The organism is Albimonas donghaensis (assembly GCF_900106695.1).
In the GTDB taxonomy this organism is placed as follows: domain Bacteria; phylum Pseudomonadota; class Alphaproteobacteria; order Rhodobacterales; family Rhodobacteraceae; genus Albimonas; species Albimonas donghaensis.
In genome coordinates this window covers 254,568-272,237 of sequence record NZ_FNMZ01000004.1, presented here as the reverse complement: position 1 = coordinate 272,237, position 17,670 = coordinate 254,568, and the positions used below count along the sequence as shown (strand labels likewise).

Here is a 17,670-nt window from a genome sequence, read left to right as displayed (position 1 = left end):
TTGTGAAGGGCGGGGCGGGCCCGGCGCGACGCGTTCGCGGCGCCGGGCCGGCGCCGTCGCGCGGCCTGAACGGCGTCCGATCCCTGCCGGGCGCCGGGCGTCCGGCGGGGCGGTTTCGAAACGCCCCCCCCAGACGCGGAACGCCCGGCCGATCGGCCGGGCGTTCGCATGTTCGGCGTCGCGTGCGGCGGCGCTTACTTCTTCATCGCGTCCAGCGAGGCCTTGAGGATGGTCTCAGCCTCGGCCTTGTCGCCCCAGCCGATGACCTTCACCCACTTGCCCTCTTCGAGATCCTTGTAGTGCTCGAAGAAGTGCTTGATGCGGTCGCGGGTCTTCTGGGGGATGTCGGTCAGGTCCTGGATGCCGGCCTGGAACGGGTCGACCTTCTCCACCGGCACGGCGATCAGCTTGTCGTCCATGCCGCCGTCGTCTTCCATCTTCAGCACGCCCACCGGGCGGCAGCGGATGACGACGCCGGGGGCGAGGTCGAAGTCGCACAGCACCAGCACGTCGGTCGGGTCGCCGTCCGCATGCAGGGTGTTGGGCACGAAGCCGTAGTTGCAGGGGTAGAACATCGGCGTGTTGACGATGCGGTCGACGAAGACCGCGCCCGAGTCCTTGTCGATCTCGTATTTCACGGGCGCGCCGCCGCCGGCGCCGCCGGTGATCTCGATGACCACGTTGATGTCGGAGGGCGGGTTCTTGCCCGCGGGGATCGCGTCGAGGTTCATGTCTGGTCCTTCGTTCGGCGTCCGGTATCAGCCGCGCGGCGGATAGCACGGGTTCCCGCGCCGCGGAAGGGACGCGCGGACGCAGGGGGCGCCGTGGATGAGGCGCGGGGGCCGCGGCGTCAGCCCGCCGCCCGCCGCCGCTCCGCCCGCAGGTTGAGGAAATTGCCCCCCAGCACCAGCGCCGCCCCCGCCACCAGCGACCATTCCAGCGGTTCGCCATACATCAGCATGCCCACCACCGCGATCATCGGCAGCCGCGCGAATTCCATGGGCGACACGATGGAGGCCGGCGCCTTCGACAGCGCCGTGGTCACGCAGAAATGCGCGCCCAGCCCGCAGAAGGCGACCAGCACCACCCAGGGCAGGGTGGCGGCGGGAAACGCCATGTCCCCGTCCCAGCCCGCGCAGACAAGGCCCATCGCCGCCTGCATCACCGTCATGAAGAACAGGATCGAGGCCGTGCTCTCGGTCCGGCCCAGCACCTTGGTGCTCATCACCGTGAAGGCGAAGCCCAGCGCCGCCCCCAGCGCCGCCAGCTGGCCGATGCCGAACCCGCCCACCGCGCCGCCCGCCTGCCAGGGCTGCGCCACCACCAGGATGCCGGTGAAGCCGATGGCGGCGGCGCCGAGACGGCTCCAACGGAAGCGCTCGCCCAGCAGCAGGGGGGCCAGCATCGCCACCCAGAGCGGGTTGGTGAACTCGTAGGCGAAGACCTGCGCCAGCGGCAGCAGCGTGACCGACAGGAACCACAGGTTCTGCCCGGCGAAATGCGCGATGTTGCGCCCCAGATGCAGGCCCAGCCGGCGGGCGCGGACCTCGCGCATCTTGCCGGCGAAGATCAGCGCCCCGATCACCACCACCGCCCCGATGACCGAGCGGTAGAACATCAGCTCGAACGTATCGAGCTCCGCCGCCGCCTCGCGCCCCGACACGGCCATGGCCGAAAAGCAGCACAGCGCGCCGCACATCCATGCGGCGGCGGCCAGCGGGCGGTCGTCGCGCGACCGGCCCTCGCCGGCCGCCAGCGGGGCCGTCGGATCGGGGGCGGAGGTCATGCCGCCTCCGCCATGTCGCAGGCCGCGTCCAGCGCCATCAGGTAGCCCGGCGCCCCGAACCCCATGATCACCCCGTCCGCCCGGAACGAGACGTAGGAGTGGTGGCGGAACTCCTCCCGCCGATGGGTGTTGGACAGGTGCAGCTCGATCACGCGCCCCTCGAAGGCCCGCAGCGCGTCGAGGATGGCGACGGAGGTGTGCGTATAGGCTCCGGCGTTGAGGATGATCACGTCGCGATCGCCCCGCGCCGCCTGGATGGCGTCGACCAGCGCGCCCTCATGGTTGGACTGGCGGAAGTCGAGATCGGCGCCCCGCCGCTCGGCCCGGTCGCGGCAGCGCGTCTCGATGTCGGCGAGCGTGTCCGCCCCGTAGATCTCGGGCTCCCGCAGGCCCAGCAGGTTCAGATTGGGGCCGTTGAGGATGAGGATGCGGGCGGACATGGGGCTCTCCGGGAAGGCGGGACGAGGCGCTGGGGCGGGGGCGGGGGCGGGCGCGGCACTCAACCCCAAAGCGCGCGAGCGGGCAAGAGCGCGCCGGCGCGGAGCCCGGCGCCGGCGCCCGCGGGGCGCGCCGTGGGGCCGCCGGTCCCGCGCGCGGCCCTGGACCGGGCGCCCGCCGCGGGGTTGGCGGCCTTCGAGCCGCGGCGCGGCGCGGGCGGGTCGCCCATCGGGGGCGCCGGCGATGGGGGCGCATTGACAGCGCCCCGCTCCGGCCGGAGCCTGCCCCCGGACAAACCGGAGACGGGCGATGGATCGGGCGAGGGATCGGGCGATGGACGACGACGACGAGACCCCCCGGCGCCCAGACCCCGATGCCGGGCGGCGCGCCATTGTGGTGGGGGGCGGCATCGCCGGGGTCTCGGCCGCCACCTGGCTGCTGCGCTTCGGCTGGCGGGTCACGCTGATCGACCGCGCCGCGCCCGGCGATCCGGCCGCGGCCTCCTACGGCAATGCCGGCATCCTGGCCCGCGCCGGGATCGTGCCGGTGGCCCAGCCGGGGCTGCTCGCCAAGGCGCCCGGAATGCTGCTCGACCCCGACGGGCCGTTGTTCCTGCGCTGGTCCCATCTGCCGCGGCTGGCGCCTTTCCTGGTCCGCTTCCTGCGCCACGGGCGCGAGGACGAGGTCCGCCGCATCGCCGCCGCGCTCGCCCGCCTGCTGACCGACGCCGTCGACCAGCACCGGGCGCTGGCCGAGGGCGCCCCCGACGCCGCCGCCCTGATCCGCACCGGCGATTACGGCTTCCTCTACCGCGACCGCGCCGCCTACGAGGCCGATGCCTTCGGCCACGCCCTGCGCCGCGCCCATGGCATGACGCCCGCGCTGGCCGAGGGCGCCGCCCTGCGCGACCGCGACCCCGCGCTGGCCCCTGAATGGGGCTTCGCCGCGATCTACCCGGACCATGGCTGGATTCACGACCCGGGCACCTATGTGGCCGCGCTCGCCGCCCGTTTCGTGGCGGAGGGCGGAACCCTTCGGCGCGGCGAGGTCGCGGCGCTCGACGGGGAGGGCCGGGTGGCGCTGGTCGGCGGGGCGAAGATGCGGGCCGACCGCGTGGTGCTCGCCGCCGGCGTGCATTCCCGCCCGCTGATCCGCGGGCTGGGCCGCGATGTCCCGATGGAGAGCGAGCGCGGCTATCACCTGCACCTGCGCTCGGCCTCCAACGCCCGTCCCGCGCATCCCTGGATGGCCACCGCGCTGAAGGTGGCGGCGACGCCGATGGCGGGCGGCGTGCGGCTGGGCGGGGTGGTGGAGTTCGGCGGGACCGAGGCCGGCCCCACCGCCGGCCCGCCGGCGCTGCTGCGCCGGGCCGCCGCGCGGCTCTGGCCCGGGATGGCGTGGGAGGGCGAGGCCGACTGGCTCGGCCACCGCCCCTCCACCGCCGACAGCCTGCCGGTGATCGGTCCGGTCCCGGGGGCGGAGCGGGTCGTCGCGGCCTTCGGCGGTCAGCATGTGGGCCTGACCGCGGGCCCGCGCATCGGGCGCATGGCGGCCGAGATGGCGGCGGGCCGGCGCGCCCCGGACCCGGATGTCTCGCCCGCCCGGTTCTGAGCCGGGGGGCGGGCTGGTCCCCGCTGCCGGACTCGAACCGGCACGCCCTGTGGACAAGGGATTTTAAGTCCCGTGCGTCTACCAATTCCGCCAAGCGGGGGACGTCCCCCGATTAACGGAGCCGCGCCGCCGCGGAAAGAGGCGCCCTCGCATCCCGGGCGTCCGGGGCGTCCGGGGAGCCCGACGGGGCCGCCCTTCGACCCTCGCCGCCGGGCGCCGGCCTCTCGGCGCCGCGCGGGCGCGACCGCCGCCCCCCGCGCCACGGCGGACGCGCGGCTCCCGTCCCCGCCGTCTTCGCCGTCCGCCGCCGCCCGGGCGAGCCGGTCAGACCGGGGGCAGCTCGGTCACGTCCTTCGCGCCCAGCGCCCCGCACATCGCCCGCAAGCCGTCCGCCGCCGCGGCCAGCGCCTCCGGATCGGTCGAACGCGCCACCACGGTCGAGCCGTAGCCCCCCTGGTAGAACGGGTACGAGCCGAAGCTGATCGCGGGATGCGCCTCGGCCAGCGCCGACAGCGGCCCGGCGATGTCGCCCTCCGCCACCGGAATGCGGAACGCGTGGCTCAGCATCTTCGGGCCGCCGCGCAGGGTGGGGCGCAGGCTCTCGACCATGGCGTTGAAGATGATCGGCACGCCGGCCATCACGTGCACATTGCGCAGCTTGAACCCCGGCGCCCCGGAAATCGGGTTGGCGATCAGCTCCGCTCCGTCCGGAATGCGGGCCATGCGCAGCCGGGCCTCGGTCAGCTTTTCGGGATCGCCGTAATGGGCCAGCAGGATCGCGCGCGCGTCGTCGCGCACCGAGATCGGCGTGTCGAACGCCGCCGCCACCGCTTCGGCCGTGATGTCGTCATGCGTCGGCCCGATGCCGCCCGAGGTGAAGACGTGGTCGTATTTCCCCGCCAGCTCCCGCACCGCGGCCACGATCTCCTCGCGCTCGTCGGCCACCACCCGCACCTCGCGCAGGGGCGCGCCGGCCTCGGTCAGCACCTGGGCCAGGTGATGCATGTTGCTGTCGCGGGTGCGGCCCGAGAGGATCTCGTCCCCGATCACCACCATCGCCGAAGTCGGCTGCGCCTCGCTCATGCCACTTGCCTTTCGCATCGGCCCCGGTCCAGACCGCGGGCCATGAACTTCTCCGCCCCCCTGATCGAAGGCGTGCTCCTGCGCCGTTATAAGCGGTTTCTGGCCGACGTCACGCTCGCCGATGGACGCGAGGTCACCGCGCATTGCGCCAATCCCGGCGCCATGACCGGGCTCGCCGCTCCCGGAACCCCGGTCTGGCTGGAGCCGTCGGCCGACCCCAGGCGCAAGCTGAAATGGTCGTGGAAGCTGGCCGGGCTGGCGGAGGGCGGTCTCGCCTGCGTCGACACCGGCCTGCCCAACCGCATGGTGGCGGAGGCGCTGGCCGCCCGCGCGATTCCCGCCTTCGCCGCCTACGGGACCGCGCGTCCGGAGGTCCGCTACGGGGAGAAATCCCGCGTCGACTTCCTGCTGAGCGCGCCGGGCCTGCCCGATTGCTGGCTGGAGGTGAAGGCGGTCAGCCTGTCCCGCGCGCCGGGCCTGGCGGAATTCCCCGATACGGTCACCGCGCGGGGCGCGCGCCATCTCGACGACCTCGCCGCCATGGCGGGGCAGGGCGCGCGGGCGGCGATGCTCTATGTCGTGCAGCGCACCGACTGCGCCCGCATGGCGGTGGCGGACGACATCGATCCGGCCTATGCCGCCGCCTTCGTGCGCGCCCGCGCCGCGGGGGTGGAGGCGGTCGCCCATGCCGCCCGCATCACGCCCGAGGGCGTTTCCATCGGCCCCGCCCTGCCGGTGGAGGGCTGAGGCCCGAGCCGCCCCCCCCCCCGAGCCCCCCCGAGACACTCGACCCGAGATACCCGCGCCGTTCCCGCCCGGCCTGTCGCGCGGTCGCCCGGGCGCAGGGGTGGAGCCGCGGGCCCGCCGCGCCTATATCGGCCCCCGAACCCACGCGGCCCCCCCTCGGGCGCCGCCGCGCGGACCCCGGATCACGCCGCCGCGACCTCGCGGACATCGCATCCCCATCGGGGTTGGAGTAGACTGCGCGCAGATTGCGCGAGAAGAAGAAGGATCAGGCCATGGACGTTTCTCAGCCGGCCGTCACCGCCGAGGGCATCCGGGTCTACCGTCCCGAGGATTTCGAGGGGATGCGCGTCGCCGGGCGTCTCGCCGCCGAGATCCTCGACCAGATCGCCCCCTATGTGGTCCCCGGCGCCGCGACCGGGGAGCTCGACGCCCGCATCGAGGCCGCGGTGAACGCCGCCGGCGCGGTCTCCGCCACCATCGGCTACCGCGGCTATCGCCATGCCTCCTGCATCTCGGTCAACCACGTGGTCTGCCACGGCATTCCGGGGCCGAAAAGGCTGAAGGACGGCGACATCCTCAACATCGACGTCACCGTCATCGTCGATGGCTGGTATGGGGATTCGAGCCGCATGTATGTCGCCGGCAAGCCCGCTCGCCGGGCCGAGCGGCTGATCGACGTGACCCATGAGGCCCTGATGCGCGGCATCGCCGAGGTGAAGCCGGGCAATACCTATGGCGACATCGGCGCCGCCATCCAGGCCTATGTCGAGAGCGAGCGCTGCTCGGTCGTGCGCGACTTCTGCGGCCACGGCCTGGGCCGCGAATTCCACGAGCCGCCCAACGTCCTCCATTTCGGCCGCCGCGGCGCCGGCGCCGTGCTGCGCCCCGGCATGTTCTTCACCATCGAGCCCATGGTGAACCTCGGCCGGGCCGAAACCAAGACGCTGGCCGACGGCTGGACCGCGGTGACGCGGGACAAGAGCCTGTCGGCCCAGTTCGAGCATTCCATCGGCGTGACCGAGGACGGCTGCGAGATCTTCACCCTGTCGCCCGGCGGCCTCTTCCACCCGACCTGGAGCCGCTGAAGCCCCGCGGGCCGAGCGTCGCCCCCCCCGTCAGCCGCCGTCAGCCCCCCCCGTCAGCCCCCCCGGCCCCCGTCAGCCTGCGACGTCGTCTTGCGGCGCGGCGTCGGCGTCTTCGGGGGCGACATCCTCGGGCAGGGCGAACAGCTCGGTCAGGCCGGGAATGCCGGGCAGTTCGCGCGCGCCGATCGGGACCATCTCTTCGGGGCAGAGCTCCGCGAACTCGGCCGAGGCGATGACCGGCACGCCGGCGGCCTTGGTCGCCGTCTCCAGCCGCACCACCTGGTTGGCGGCGGGGCCGGTCACGGTCATGTCCAGGCGCCGGTCGGTGCCGACATTGCCGTGCATCACCCGCCCCGCATGCAGCCCGATCCCGAAAGCGATGGGGTCCAGCCGCTCCCGCGCCCGGCGCAGGTTCAGCGCATGGCCGCGGGCCAGCGCATCCCGCGCCGTCTCGGCCGCGGCCCGGCCCATGGCCTCGGCGGTGCGGGTCTCTCCGTCGATGGGGAAGATCGCCATCACCCCGTCGCCGATGAACTTCAGAACCTCGCCGCCATGGTCCAGAACCGCCTCGGCGGTGCAGTCGAAATAGTCGTTGATCGTGCTGAAATAGCGCTCGATCTCCAGCTCCGAGGACAGGGCGGTGGAGCCGCGCAGGTCGCTGTACCACAGCACGCAGTCGATCAGCCGCCCGTCGCCCTTCTGCACATGCCCGGTCAGCACGTTGCGTCCCGACAGCCGGCCCAGATAGGTGTCCAGCAGCGCCTGGGCGAAATTGTCGGCGATGGCGGTCTTGATGACCAGCGCGATGGGCAGGGCCAGCGCCCGCAGCCGCGCCAGGTCGTCTTCCGAAAACCCCTCCGGATCCCGCGTCGCGAAAGAGCACATGGCGCATTCCGTGCCCTCGACCCCGTCGTCCAGCGGCGCCGCCAGCGGTTTCTCGAACCCCACATACAGCGCGAGATAGTCGGTCAGCCCCTCTTCGTGCAGGCGCTCGAACAGGGGGAAGCGGGTGCGGGCCTCCGGATCGGCGAGCCGGTGGCGGAGTTCGGGAAGATCGCGGGAGAAGAGGTAGTAGAACGGCGCGTTCTTGAACGCCTCCGACCCCAGCGCCCGGCGGGTGCGGGTCTGGGACCGCGCCGCGCCCTCGGACTGCGCGTCCCAGGTCAGGTCCAGCGCGCCCAGCACCGGGTGCAGCATGAACCCCCCGACATTGATCCGCGCCACTGGAAGGCCCGCCGCGGCCAGCTTGCGCCCCAGCGCCGGAATGGCGTCGGAGAGCCGCGTCTGGCGCAGCGCCCGGCGCATCAGCCAGTCGGCGATGTTGGGGTCGTCGCTGCGACTCGCGGCGCCTCCCTCGCGGTTGTCGCCGCGCTTCCCGGCGCCTTCCCCCACGCTCCCGCCCGAAAGGCCCTGCGGCCGTGCGTCCCGATCCATGACGTCCCGTGCCATCCGTTCCGTTCCATCCGTTTCCCGTCCTCCAGATAGAGGCCGGTTTCCGCTCAAGGCAAACCGGCGCGGCCCTTCCCACGGCGCGCTCGCGGGATCGTGGTCGGGACGGGCGCGCGCCGGCGCCATTTCGAACCCGTTCCGATCCCGAAACGGATCACCGCCGCCCGATACGCGCCCCGCCAGGCCGCGGAATCGCCCGCGGGCGCGTCGTTTCCCCTGCGTCGACACTTGCCCTGTCCCCGATTCCGCGCGACCGTGGTCGCCGCAGCAGGTCCCGCGCCCGGACCGCGCTCGCCTTCGGGGGCCGCGTCCCTTGGGCGCGCCGTCGGGTCGGAGGTCCAGCGCATCCGACAGGAGGACCGGCCAACGACCGGTCCGCGAGGCAAAGGAACACCCTCACGATGATCCGCACCCTGAAAGCCGCCGCCTCGGCGCTCGCGCTCGGCGCCGTCGCCGCCGCCGCTCCCGCCCTGGCCGAGGTGAAGCCGGCCGTGGTCTACGACCTGGGCGGCAAGGCCGACAAATCCTTCAACGAGGCCGCCTATACCGGCGCCGAGGCGTTCAAGGCCGAGACCGGCATCGACTACGCCGGCTTCGAGATCCAGAACGACGCCCAGCGCGAGCAGGCCCTGCGCCGCTATGCGCAGCGCGGCTACAACCCGGTCATCGCCATCGGCTTCTCGCAGGCCTCGGCGGTGGAGAAGGTCGCCAAGGAATTCCCCGACGTGAATTTCGGCATCGTCGACATGGTCGTCGACCTGCCCAACGTCCGCTCGATCCTGTTCAAGGAGCAGGAGGGCTCCTACCTGGTCGGCGTCATGGCCGCGATGGCCTCCGAGACCGGCAAGGTCGGCTTCGTCGGCGGCATGGACATCCCCCTGATCCGTCGCTTCGAATGCGGCTACAAGGGCGGGGTGAAGTCGGTTTCGGCGGATAGCGAGATCTTCGCCAACATGACCGGCACCACCGGCGCCGCCTGGACCGATCCCGTGCGCGGCGGCGAGCTTGCGAAGTCCCAGTTCGCCCAGGGCGCGGACGTGGTCTATCACGCCGCCGGCGGCACCGGCATCGGCGTCATCCAGGCCGCGGCCGACGAAGGCAAGCTCGCCATCGGCGTCGACTCCAACCAGAACGGCGTGGCCCCGGGCCAGGTGCTGACCTCGATGCTCAAGCGCGTCGACGTCGCCGTCTACGACGCCTTCATGGACGTCAAGAACGACGCGTGGTCCACCGGGTTCGAGGTGCTGGGTCTCGCCGAGGGCGGCGTCGGCTACGCCATGGACGACAACAACAAGGACCTGGTGACCGCCGACATGCTGACCGCGGTCGAGGACGCCAAGGCCAGGATCATCTCGGGCGAGATCACCGTCCACGACTACATGTCCGACAGCGCCTGCCCCTACTGATCCGGCCCCTGCGGCTCCGGCCTCTGCCGATCAGGCGGCGGCGGGACCGCGCGGGGCGGGGCTTCGGCCCTGTCCCGCGCGGGTCCGTCCGTCTCCCCCTCGCAGGCGGCCCGGCGCGTCGCGCCGGGCCGCGCCCGTCCCCTCCCGCCCTGAACCGCAGGGCCCGTCCTCGTCCCGCCGGCCCGGCCCCGCGGCCCCACCCGCGTCCGGCCCCGCGCCTCCTCTGGAGACACGGCATGACCCGCCTGCTCCGCGCCGCCGCGGCGGCGATTTCGCCCCGCGCCGCACGCGCCGCGCTCTCGCCCCGCGCCGTCCTGTCCGCGGCGCTGTTCGCCGCCGCGCTCGCCGCGATCCCCGTCCCGGACGGCCTGCGCGCCGAGCCCGGACTGGTCTATTCGACCGGCGGAAAATTCGACAAGAGCTTCAACGAGGGCGCCTTCCACGGCGCCAGGGCCTGGGCCGAGCGCACCGGCGAGACCTTCGCCGAGTTCGAGATCGACGGCCCCGCCCAGTCCGAGCAGGCGCTGCGCGCCGCCGCCCGCCGCGGGCTCGACCCCATCGTCGCCATCGGCTTCACCCACGCCCAGGCCATGGCCAAGATCGCCCCCGAATATCCCGACGCGCATTTCGTCATCGTCGACTCGGTGGTCGACCAGCCCAATGTCCGCTCCATCGTCTACCGGGAGCATGAGGGCGGCTTCCTCGTCGGGCTGCTCGGCGTCATGGCCTCCAAGACCCAGGTGCTGGGCTTCGTCGGCGGCATGGACATCCCCCTGATCCGCAAGTTCGCCTGCGGCTACATCCAGGGCGCGCGCGCCGCCAACCCCTCGGCCGAGGTGCTGGTCAACATGGTCGGCGACACCCCCGCCGCCTGGACCGACCCGGCCCGCGGCGCGGAACTCGCCATTTCCCAGATCGAGCGCGGCGCCGACGTGGTCATGCAGGCCGCCGGCGGCACAGGGCTGGGCGTGCTTCAGGCCGCCGCCGACCGCGACGTGCTGGGGATCGGCACGGATTCGAACCAGAACTGGATCCATCCCGGCCAGATCCTGACCACCATGCTCAAGCGCGTCGACGTGGCGGTGCAGGAGGTGTTCTCGGCCGCCGGCGCGGATTTCGAACCCGGCATCTCCAGCCTCGGCGTCGCCGAGGGCGGCATCGGCTGGGCGCTGGACGCGCACAACCGCGACCTGATCTCGCCCGATATGGAGCAGGCCGTCAACGAGGCCGCCGAACTGATCGCCGACGGCCGCATCAAGGTCCATGACAGCACCACGGAGGGGCCGTGCCCAGTGAAGTGACCCCGCAAGCGCCCCCCTCGCCCGGCCAGCGCCGCCCGCCCGCCATCGAGCTGGTCGGCATCTCCAAAAGCTTCGGCGCGGTTCAGGCCAACCGCGACATCGCCCTGCGGGTGGAGGCGGGGACCATCCACGGCGTGATCGGCGAGAACGGCGCGGGGAAATCCACGCTGATGTCGATCCTTTACGGCTTCTACCAGGCCGATTCCGGGGACATCCTGGTGGGGGGGCGCAAGGTCTCCATCCCTGACAGCCAGGCCGCCATCGCGCTCGGCATCGGCATGGTCCATCAGCATTTCATGCTGGTCGAGCCGTTCACGGTGCTGGAGAACGTCATGCTCGGGGCCGAGGGCGGGGCGCTTCTGAACCGCGGCCGGGCGAAGGCGCGGGCCGAGCTGGTGAGGCTGGAGCGGGAATACGACCTGCGGGTCGACCCCGACGCGATCGTCGGCGACCTTCCCGTGGGGCAGCAGCAGCGGGTGGAGATCCTCAAGGCGCTCTATCGCGGGGCGGATATCCTGATCCTGGACGAGCCGACCGGCGTGCTGACCCCCGACGAGGCGGATCAGCTGTTCCGCATCCTCGCCCAGCTGAAATCGCAGGGAAAGACGGTGGTGCTGATCACCCACAAACTGCGCGAGATCATGGCGATCACCGATTCGTGCTCGGTCATGCGGCAGGGGCGGATGGTGGCGACGCGGCCCACGGCGGGCACGAGCGTGGAGGAGCTGGCCGAGCTGATGGTCGGCCGCCGCGTGCTGCTGCGGGTGGAGAAGGGGCCGGCGAACCCGGCCGAGATCCGCCTGAAGGTCGAGGACGCGCGGGTCGTCGACGGGCAGGGGGTGGAGCGTCTGCGCGGCGTCAGCCTCGAGGTCCGCGCCGGAGAGATCGTGGGCGTCGCGGGCGTCGCGGGCAACGGGCAGTCGGAGCTGCTGGAGGCCATCGCCGGCATCCGGCCGCTGGCCTCGGGCGAGATCACGCTCTGCGGCAAGCCCTGCGCGGGGACCGACCCGAACGGGCTGCGGGCCGAGGGGCTGGCCCATGTCCCCGAGGACCGTCACCGCATGGGTCTGGTGACGAAGTTCGACGCCAAGGAGAACGTGATCCTCGGCTATCACGACCGGGCGGAATACCGCTCCGGCCTGTTCCTCGACCGCGGCGCGATCCTCGAGGCCTGCCGGCGCCACATGCAGGATTTCGACGTGCGTCCGCCGGCGCCGGACCTGAAGACCGCGAATTTCTCGGGCGGGAACCAGCAGAAGATCGTGCTGGCGCGCGAGATCGAGCAGGACCCCGCCGTCCTGATCGTCGGCCAGCCGACCCGCGGCGTGGACGTCGGCGCCATCGAGGCCATCCACCGCCGCCTGATCGAGCTGCGGGATGCGGGCAAGGCGATCTTGCTGGTGTCGGTGGAGCTGGACGAGATCCGGGCGCTGTCGGACCGGGTATTGGTCATGTTCGACGGTCGGGTGATGGGCGAGCTGCCCGGCGATGCCGGGGAGCGTGAGATCGGGTTGTTGATGAGCGGCGTCGAGGCCGCCCATGCGTAGGGCGGGCGCCAACCCGCCGTCCTCGGCGGCCGATGGAGCGCGGGGTTGGGACCGGGCGCGGCGGGTTCGCACCCGCCCTACGATGCTGGACGAGATCCGCGCGCTGTCGGACCGGGTGTTGGTCATGTTCGACGGTCGGGTGATGGGCGAGCTGCCAGGCGACGCCGGGGAGCGGGAGATCGGGCTGTTGATGAGCGGCGTCGAGAAGGGGGAGGCGGCGTGAGTTCGCGAGGTCGAACGGTGCGGATGTTTCTGGTGGACGGCAACCCGAAAGGGATCGTCACCGCGGAGATCATGAATTGGTCCGGCCATGCGCTTAGCGCGCCGCGCGAGCGATTGCCGGAGGTGTTGCAGCGCCCGGAAGCGAAGCGGACGGGGGTCTATTTTCTGTTCGGCGATCCTCTCGACGCGTCAGGGCGTCGAGAAGTCTATGTCGGTGAGTCAGATGACGTCGGCAAGCGGCTCGCGCAACATAGCAAGTCCGATGAAAAAGACTTCTTCGAAAGTTTTTGCATTGTGACGAGCAAGGATCAAAACCTGACGAAGGCTCATGCGCGCCACTTGGAAAATCGCCTCACCGAACTGGCGAAATCGGCGGGGCGCTCCATCGTGCTGAACCGCATCGAGCCCACGCAAGGCGTCCTCCCGGAATCTGATGTCTCCGACATGGAGTTCTTTCGCGCTCAGGTCGAAATCATTCTGCCTGTTCTGGGATACGACATCTTGCGGGCGTCTGCCGCGAGCAGGCTGGCGAAAAGCGAGAGCGAAGATGAGGTCGAGCCGGCCTTCAGCACTGCTGGAGCCGCTTCAACTGCGCTGGCCTTGCGCCTTCGCGCCGCCCAGAGGGGCATGGCCGCCGAAGCCGTTCTGGTGGATGGCGAAGTCGTTGTGCGAGCGGGTTCGACCGCGGATGCGAAGCCGGATCATGCAAGCAATCCCGTGGAGAACCTCAGAAATTCTCTTGTCGAGGACGGGTCGCTCGCCGACGATCCCGCATCCGGCGGCAACCTACTTCGCTTTATGCGCGACGTCTCGTTTTCGAGTCCCAGTCAGGCCGCGGCGGTGATTTACGGTCGAAATGTCAATGGCCGGACATCCTGGCGACTGAAAGAGGGCGGTCAGACCCTCAAGGAATATCAGGTTTCGCTCACCGAGGATGTGGAATGAACGCCCAACTCCCCCGCTGGGTCGACCTCGGCCTGATCCCGCTGCTGAACCTCATCGCGGCCTTCGTCGTGGCGGGCCTGGTCGTGCTGGCCATCGGGGAGGACCCGATCGAGGCGGTGGAACATATCCTCTACGGCGCGCTGGGCTTCGGAGAGGGCATCGGGTTCACGCTGTTCTACGCCACGAACTTCATCTTCACCGGGCTCTGCGTCGCCGTGGCCTTCCACGCCTCGCTGTTCAATATCGGCGGCGAGGGGCAGGCCTATATCGGGGGGCTGGGGGTCGGGCTCGTGTGCCTCGCGCTCGACCATTACCTGCCGTGGTGGATCATCGCGCCGCTCGCCGCCATCGGGGGCGCCCTGTTCGGCGCGGGCTGGGCGATGATCCCGGCCTATTTCCAGGCCAAGCGCGGCTCCCACATCGTGATCACCACGATCATGTTCAACTTCCTCGCCGCCTCGCTGATGGTCTACCTGCTGGTCAACGTGCTCAAGGTTCCCGGCGCCATGGCCCCGGAATCCCGCACCTTCGAGGAGGCCGGCCGCCTGCCCAAGCTCGACGGGTTCCTCGCGCTCTTCGGGCAGGACATCGGGGGGGCGCCGGCGAACATGAGCTTTTTCCTCGCGCTCGCCGCCTGCGTCTTCGTCTGGGCGCTGATCTGGCGGACAAGGCTGGGCTACGAGATCCGGACCTTCGGCGCCAACCCCACCGCGGCGGTTTATGCCGGGATCAGCCCGGTGAAGATCACGCTGGTCGCCATGGCGCTGTCGGGCGGGCTGGCGGGGCTGATGGCGATGAACCCGGTGATGGGGGACCAGAACCGCATGTTCCTCGACATCGCGGGGGGCGCGGGCTTCGTCGGCATCGCGGTGGCGCTGATGGGGCGGGCGCATCCGGTGGGGGTGGTGCTGGCCTCGATCCTGTTCGGCATCCTCTACCAGGGCGGCGCGGAGCTGGCCTTCGAAATGCCGGCGATCACCCGCGACATGGTGGTGGTGATCCAGGGGCTGGTGGTGCTGTTCGCCGGCGCGCTGGAATTCATGTTCCGCCCCGCCGTCGCCCGGCTGTTCGCCGCGCTGCCGGCCCGCAAGACCGGGGAGGCCTGAGATGTTCGACGCGCTGATCCTGATGCTGGATTCGACCGTCCGGCTCTCGACCCCCTTGCTGCTGACCGCGCTGGCGGGGCTCTACGCCGAGCGTTCGGGGGTCTTCGACATCGGGCTGGAGGGCAAGCTGCTGATCGCCGCCTTCGCCGCGGCGGCGACGGCGAGCGTCACCGGCTCCGCCTGGCTGGGGGCGCTGGCGGGGATGGGGGCCTCGATCCTGTTCGCGCTGCTGCACGGGTTGGCCTGCATCACCTATCGCGGCAACCAGATCGTCTCGGGCGTGGCGATCAACTTCCTGGCGGCCGGGCTGACCGCGCTGCTGGGGACGGCCTGGTTCCACCAGGGCGGCCGCACGCCGCCGCTGATGGGGGGCGAGCGGTTCCAGACCCTCCAGCTGCCCTTCGCCGAAAGCCTCGCGGACGTGCCGGTCATCGGCGGCATCTATTCCGAGCTGCTGTCCGGGCACTACCTTCTGGTCTACGTGGCCTTCGCCGCGGCGCCCTTCTCGTGGTGGGTGCTCTACCGCACCCGCTTCGGGCTGCGGCTGAGGGCGGTGGGGGAGAACCCGGCGGCGGTGGACACGGCCGGCATTTCGGTGGTGCGGATGCGCTATCTGGCGCTGGTCTGCGCAGGCGTGCTGTGCGGGCTGGCGGGGGCCTATCTGGCGGTCGCCCAGTCGGCGGGCTTCATCAAGGACATGTCGGCGGGCAAGGGCTTCATCGCGCTGGCCGCGCTGATCTTCTCCAAGTGGCGGCCGATCCAGGTCATGTTCGCCTGCCTGCTGTTCGGCTTCCTCGACGCCGCCGCCATCCGGCTTCAGGGGCAGGAGCTGCCGCTGATCGGCGCCGCCCCGGTTCAGTTGATCCAGGCTTTGCCCTATATCCTGACCGTGGTGCTGCTGGCGGGCTTCATCGGCAAGGCGGTTCCGCCCAAGGCCGGCGGCACGCCCTATGTGAAGGAGCGATGATGCGCGACCATGCCGACCCGACCCTGCGGGAGATGGATCTCGTCATCCTCCGCCATTGCGAGAAATCCGGCGAGGGGCTGTGCGATCCGCTGACCGAGCGCGGCGCGGCCGACGCCGTGCGGCTGGCCGACCGGCTGGAGGGGGAGGGGATCGACGCCATCTTCGCCTCGCCCTACCGGCGCAGCCAGGAGACGATCGAGCCCTTCGCGAAGCGCATGGGGCTGGAGATCATCGTCGACGGTCGCCTTCAGGAATGGCAGATCAGCGCCTCCGCCCTGCGCGAAATGCGCGAGCTGGCCCCGCAGGTGACCGGCGACCGGCATTTCCGCGCGCCCTGGTCCGAGACCATGCACGAGGTCTGGGACCGCACCCAGGCCGCGCTCATGGCGATCCGCGAAAGCGGGGCGAAAAAGCCGGTGCTCGCCTGCCATTTCGGGGTGCTGTCCATCGCGCTCACCCATCTGGCCGACGATTTCGTCTATGCGAACTGGCGCGAGATCACCCAGCCCACCGCGGCGCATGTGCATCGCGGCGTGTGGCGCAAGCTGGAGCTGGCGGGCGACCCCGCCGCGCCGGCCTCGCTCGTCGAACATTGAGGATGCGCCTGTGACCGGCCCCGAGGATCTGTTCCACGCCGCGCTCGCCGCGCGCAAGTCGGCCTACGCGCCGTTCTCCGATTTCGCGGTCGGGGTGGCGCTGCGCACCGAGTCGGGGCGCATCTTCACCGGCGCCAATATCGAGAACCAGTCCTTCCCCGAGGGCTGGTGCGCCGAGACCACGGCGATCTCGCACATGATCATGGCCGCGAAGACCGACGACGATCGCATCATCAAGGAAGTGGTGGTGGCCGGAGAGCTCTCCACCCCGCTCACGCCCTGCGGCGGCTGCCGTCAGCGGCTGGCGGAGTTCGGGCGGCCCGACACGGTGGTCCATTCCGCCAACGCCGAGGGCATCCGCGCCAGCTGGACCCTGGCCGAACTGCTGCCCGCCGGCTTCGCCATGGACGGCTGACGCCGGGGCGCGGCGCGCGTCGGCGGGTATGCGATGCGCGGCGTTTCAGGCCGGGGGACGGCGGGTTGGCGCCCGCCCTACGCGTGTTGCGCCAGGGGGGCGGACGGTCGGCCTCCGCCCCCCTTGCCGCGCCTCGCGGCCCGGTAGGGGCGTCAGGAGCAGCCTTCCTCATACTGGATGCTGCGGCCGCCGCCGTGGATGGTGTGGATGATCCCGTCGGCGCCGATTTCGAAGCGCAGGCCGCGGGCGGTCTCGTCGGCGGTGGGGCGGCGGCCGGTCGGGCCGTTGCGGGTCCAGACCGTCTTCACCTGCGCCGGCGCCGGGTCGAAACGCGCCGCGTCGGTGACCACGCGATGCCCGTAGGCCGCCTCCACCGCCGAGGCCGGGTCGCCCACGCCCACGCCCAGCGACGTGCGGGCGGTCGCGCCCTCGCCCAGGGTCACGCGGGTCAGCTTGCCGTTCTCCACCATCACCCGCAGGCCCTCGGGGGCGCCGGTGGGCACGCCTTCCAGGCAGGCGTCGCCGCCGGCCCGGCCGATCAGCTCGCCGCCGCCCTCGGGGCTGAAGGCGTGGGCGATGTTGTCGAGGCTCATGCCCACGCCCAGCGGCCCGTAGCCGTCCGAGGTCAGGCTCGGGCCGGCGGAGGCGTCGGGGGCGCCCGCGGCCGGCTTCTCGATCGCAGCACCCATGCCGGGCGATTGCGGCGTGCAGCCGGCCAGCGCCAGCGCCGCGATCATCGTGCCGGCCAGCCCGCTCGCCACCCGCCCGGCCTGCGCCGTGATCCTGTCATTCCGCGTCATCACTATGGTTCCCTTTCACGCTCTGCGTTCCGCCACCCTGCTTCAACTGGCGCGCGGCGTCCAAAAAGACTAGATGCGAAAGACCGCCGGCCGAAACCTGCGGTCCCGTGAGCCGGACGGGCGACGGTCGCCCCGTCGGCCGAGGACGGGCCCGCCGAAGACCGAG

18 protein-coding genes and 1 tRNA gene are annotated in these 17,670 nt (G+C 71.5%); 12 read left to right on the top strand and 7 right to left on the bottom strand.

Annotation, left to right across the window (positions count from 1 at the left end):
• Nucleotides 1-194: 194 nt before the first annotated feature.
• The 3 genes from ppa to aroQ all read right to left on the bottom strand — a co-directional run bounded on the left by ppa (nucleotide 195) and on the right by aroQ (nucleotide 2,226).
• Entirely contained in the window at nucleotides 195-731 is a 537-nt protein-coding gene (gene ppa, locus BLV24_RS13345; protein ID WP_092682537.1) for an inorganic diphosphatase, read from the bottom strand.
• 119 nt (nucleotides 732-850) lie between these two features.
• Nucleotides 851-1,786 carry a DMT family transporter gene (locus BLV24_RS13340; RefSeq protein ID WP_092682535.1) on the bottom strand — a complete coding sequence of 312 codons (936 nt, stop codon included), beginning with the start codon at nucleotides 1,784-1,786 and terminating at the stop codon, nucleotides 851-853.
• Nucleotides 1,783-2,226 (bottom strand): type II 3-dehydroquinate dehydratase, encoded by a 444-nt coding sequence (aroQ, locus tag BLV24_RS13335; RefSeq protein WP_092682533.1) that lies wholly within the window; start codon nucleotides 2,224-2,226, stop codon nucleotides 1,783-1,785. The genes BLV24_RS13340 and aroQ overlap by 4 nt, the downstream gene beginning before the upstream one ends.
• Nucleotides 2,227-2,557: 331 nt before the next feature.
• On the opposite strand from aroQ, the gene BLV24_RS13330 reads away from it, so the two are divergent.
• Nucleotides 2,558-3,835 carry an NAD(P)/FAD-dependent oxidoreductase gene (locus tag BLV24_RS13330; RefSeq protein WP_092682531.1) on the top strand — a complete coding sequence of 426 codons (1,278 nt, stop codon included), beginning with the start codon at nucleotides 2,558-2,560 and terminating at the stop codon, nucleotides 3,833-3,835.
• A 14-nt stretch (nucleotides 3,836-3,849) separates the two neighbouring features.
• Here the strand turns inward: BLV24_RS13330 and BLV24_RS13325 are convergent.
• Both BLV24_RS13325 and BLV24_RS13320 read right to left on the bottom strand, forming a co-directional pair.
• Nucleotides 3,850-3,935 (bottom strand) — tRNA-Leu (locus BLV24_RS13325).
• A gap of 224 nt (nucleotides 3,936-4,159) precedes the next feature.
• Nucleotides 4,160-4,918, bottom strand: a complete 759-nt coding sequence (locus BLV24_RS13320) for a competence/damage-inducible protein A (protein ID WP_092682529.1) — start codon at nucleotides 4,916-4,918, stop codon at nucleotides 4,160-4,162.
• 42 nt (nucleotides 4,919-4,960) lie between these two features.
• Between BLV24_RS13320 and sfsA the strand changes: the two genes are divergently transcribed.
• Both sfsA and map read left to right on the top strand, forming a co-directional pair.
• On the top strand, nucleotides 4,961-5,665 hold the full coding sequence (gene sfsA / locus BLV24_RS13315) for a DNA/RNA nuclease SfsA (protein WP_092682527.1): 705 nt from the start codon (nucleotides 4,961-4,963) through the stop codon (nucleotides 5,663-5,665).
• 272 nt (nucleotides 5,666-5,937) lie between these two features.
• Complete coding sequence (gene map / locus BLV24_RS13310) at nucleotides 5,938-6,750, top strand: type I methionyl aminopeptidase (protein ID WP_092682525.1); 813 nt, start codon at nucleotides 5,938-5,940, stop codon at nucleotides 6,748-6,750.
• A 72-nt stretch (nucleotides 6,751-6,822) separates the two neighbouring features.
• On the opposite strand, the gene BLV24_RS13305 is transcribed toward map, so the two are convergent.
• On the bottom strand, nucleotides 6,823-8,184 hold the full coding sequence (locus BLV24_RS13305) for an adenylate/guanylate cyclase domain-containing protein (RefSeq protein ID WP_176954746.1): 1,362 nt from the start codon (nucleotides 8,182-8,184) through the stop codon (nucleotides 6,823-6,825).
• 416 nt (nucleotides 8,185-8,600) lie between these two features.
• On the opposite strand from BLV24_RS13305, the gene BLV24_RS13300 reads away from it, so the two are divergent.
• From BLV24_RS13300 to cdd, 9 genes are all read left to right on the top strand, one after another.
• Entirely contained in the window at nucleotides 8,601-9,605 is a 1,005-nt protein-coding gene (locus BLV24_RS13300; RefSeq protein WP_092682521.1) for a BMP family lipoprotein, read from the top strand.
• A 236-nt stretch (nucleotides 9,606-9,841) separates the two neighbouring features.
• Nucleotides 9,842-10,906: a BMP family lipoprotein gene (locus tag BLV24_RS13295; protein WP_092682519.1), complete on the top strand. Its 1,065-nt coding sequence runs from the start codon at nucleotides 9,842-9,844 to the stop codon at nucleotides 10,904-10,906.
• Complete coding sequence (locus tag BLV24_RS13290; protein WP_245710557.1) at nucleotides 10,891-12,453, top strand: ABC transporter ATP-binding protein; 1,563 nt, start codon at nucleotides 10,891-10,893, stop codon at nucleotides 12,451-12,453. The genes BLV24_RS13295 and BLV24_RS13290 overlap by 16 nt, the downstream gene beginning before the upstream one ends.
• Nucleotides 12,454-12,535: 82 nt before the next feature.
• A complete protein-coding gene (locus tag BLV24_RS22005) occupies nucleotides 12,536-12,676 on the top strand; it encodes a hypothetical protein (protein ID WP_176954745.1) in 141 nt (46 codons plus the stop codon).
• A 23-nt stretch (nucleotides 12,677-12,699) separates the two neighbouring features.
• Nucleotides 12,700-13,620, top strand: a complete 921-nt coding sequence (locus tag BLV24_RS13285; protein WP_092682515.1) for a GIY-YIG nuclease family protein — start codon at nucleotides 12,700-12,702, stop codon at nucleotides 13,618-13,620.
• Complete coding sequence (locus BLV24_RS13280; RefSeq protein WP_092682513.1) at nucleotides 13,617-14,726, top strand: ABC transporter permease; 1,110 nt, start codon at nucleotides 13,617-13,619, stop codon at nucleotides 14,724-14,726. The genes BLV24_RS13285 and BLV24_RS13280 overlap by 4 nt, the downstream gene beginning before the upstream one ends.
• Nucleotide 14,727: 1 nt before the next feature.
• Complete coding sequence (locus tag BLV24_RS13275; protein ID WP_092682511.1) at nucleotides 14,728-15,693, top strand: ABC transporter permease; 966 nt, start codon at nucleotides 14,728-14,730, stop codon at nucleotides 15,691-15,693.
• Nucleotides 15,693-16,289, top strand: a complete 597-nt coding sequence (locus BLV24_RS13270; RefSeq protein WP_176954744.1) for a histidine phosphatase family protein — start codon at nucleotides 15,693-15,695, stop codon at nucleotides 16,287-16,289. Before BLV24_RS13275 ends, BLV24_RS13270 begins: the two co-directional genes overlap by 1 nt.
• Nucleotides 16,290-16,299: 10 nt before the next feature.
• A complete protein-coding gene (cdd, locus tag BLV24_RS13265; protein WP_245710555.1) occupies nucleotides 16,300-16,704 on the top strand; it encodes a cytidine deaminase in 405 nt (134 codons plus the stop codon).
• Between the two features lie 152 nt (nucleotides 16,705-16,856).
• On the opposite strand, the gene BLV24_RS13260 is transcribed toward cdd, so the two are convergent.
• On the bottom strand, nucleotides 16,857-17,504 hold the full coding sequence (locus tag BLV24_RS13260) for a hypothetical protein (protein ID WP_092682505.1): 648 nt from the start codon (nucleotides 17,502-17,504) through the stop codon (nucleotides 16,857-16,859).
• Nucleotides 17,505-17,670: the final 166 nt, after the last annotated feature.

Bases quoted from the DNA above. Each gene is read 5' to 3' on its own strand.
- ppa (WP_092682537.1), bottom strand. From the start codon at position 731: ATGAACCTCGACGCGATCCCCGCGGGCAAGAACCCGCCCTCCGACATC.
- BLV24_RS13340 (WP_092682535.1), bottom strand. From the start codon at position 1,786: ATGACCTCCGCCCCCGATCCGACGGCCCCGCTGGCGGCCGGCGAGGGC.
- aroQ (WP_092682533.1), bottom strand. From the start codon at position 2,226: ATGTCCGCCCGCATCCTCATCCTCAACGGCCCCAATCTGAACCTGCTG.
- BLV24_RS13330 (WP_092682531.1), top strand. From the start codon at position 2,558: ATGGACGACGACGACGAGACCCCCCGGCGCCCAGACCCCGATGCCGGG.
- BLV24_RS13320 (WP_092682529.1), bottom strand. From the start codon at position 4,918: ATGAGCGAGGCGCAGCCGACTTCGGCGATGGTGGTGATCGGGGACGAG.
- sfsA (WP_092682527.1), top strand. From the start codon at position 4,961: ATGAACTTCTCCGCCCCCCTGATCGAAGGCGTGCTCCTGCGCCGTTAT.
- map (WP_092682525.1), top strand. From the start codon at position 5,938: ATGGACGTTTCTCAGCCGGCCGTCACCGCCGAGGGCATCCGGGTCTAC.
- BLV24_RS13305 (WP_176954746.1), bottom strand. From the start codon at position 8,184: ATGGATCGGGACGCACGGCCGCAGGGCCTTTCGGGCGGGAGCGTGGGG.
- BLV24_RS13300 (WP_092682521.1), top strand. From the start codon at position 8,601: ATGATCCGCACCCTGAAAGCCGCCGCCTCGGCGCTCGCGCTCGGCGCC.
- BLV24_RS13295 (WP_092682519.1), top strand. From the start codon at position 9,842: ATGACCCGCCTGCTCCGCGCCGCCGCGGCGGCGATTTCGCCCCGCGCC.
- BLV24_RS22005 (WP_176954745.1), top strand. From the start codon at position 12,536: ATGCTGGACGAGATCCGCGCGCTGTCGGACCGGGTGTTGGTCATGTTC.
- BLV24_RS13285 (WP_092682515.1), top strand. From the start codon at position 12,700: ATGTTTCTGGTGGACGGCAACCCGAAAGGGATCGTCACCGCGGAGATC.
- BLV24_RS13280 (WP_092682513.1), top strand. From the start codon at position 13,617: ATGAACGCCCAACTCCCCCGCTGGGTCGACCTCGGCCTGATCCCGCTG.
- BLV24_RS13275 (WP_092682511.1), top strand. From the start codon at position 14,728: ATGTTCGACGCGCTGATCCTGATGCTGGATTCGACCGTCCGGCTCTCG.
- BLV24_RS13270 (WP_176954744.1), top strand. From the start codon at position 15,693: ATGCGCGACCATGCCGACCCGACCCTGCGGGAGATGGATCTCGTCATC.
- BLV24_RS13260 (WP_092682505.1), bottom strand. From the start codon at position 17,504: ATGACGCGGAATGACAGGATCACGGCGCAGGCCGGGCGGGTGGCGAGC.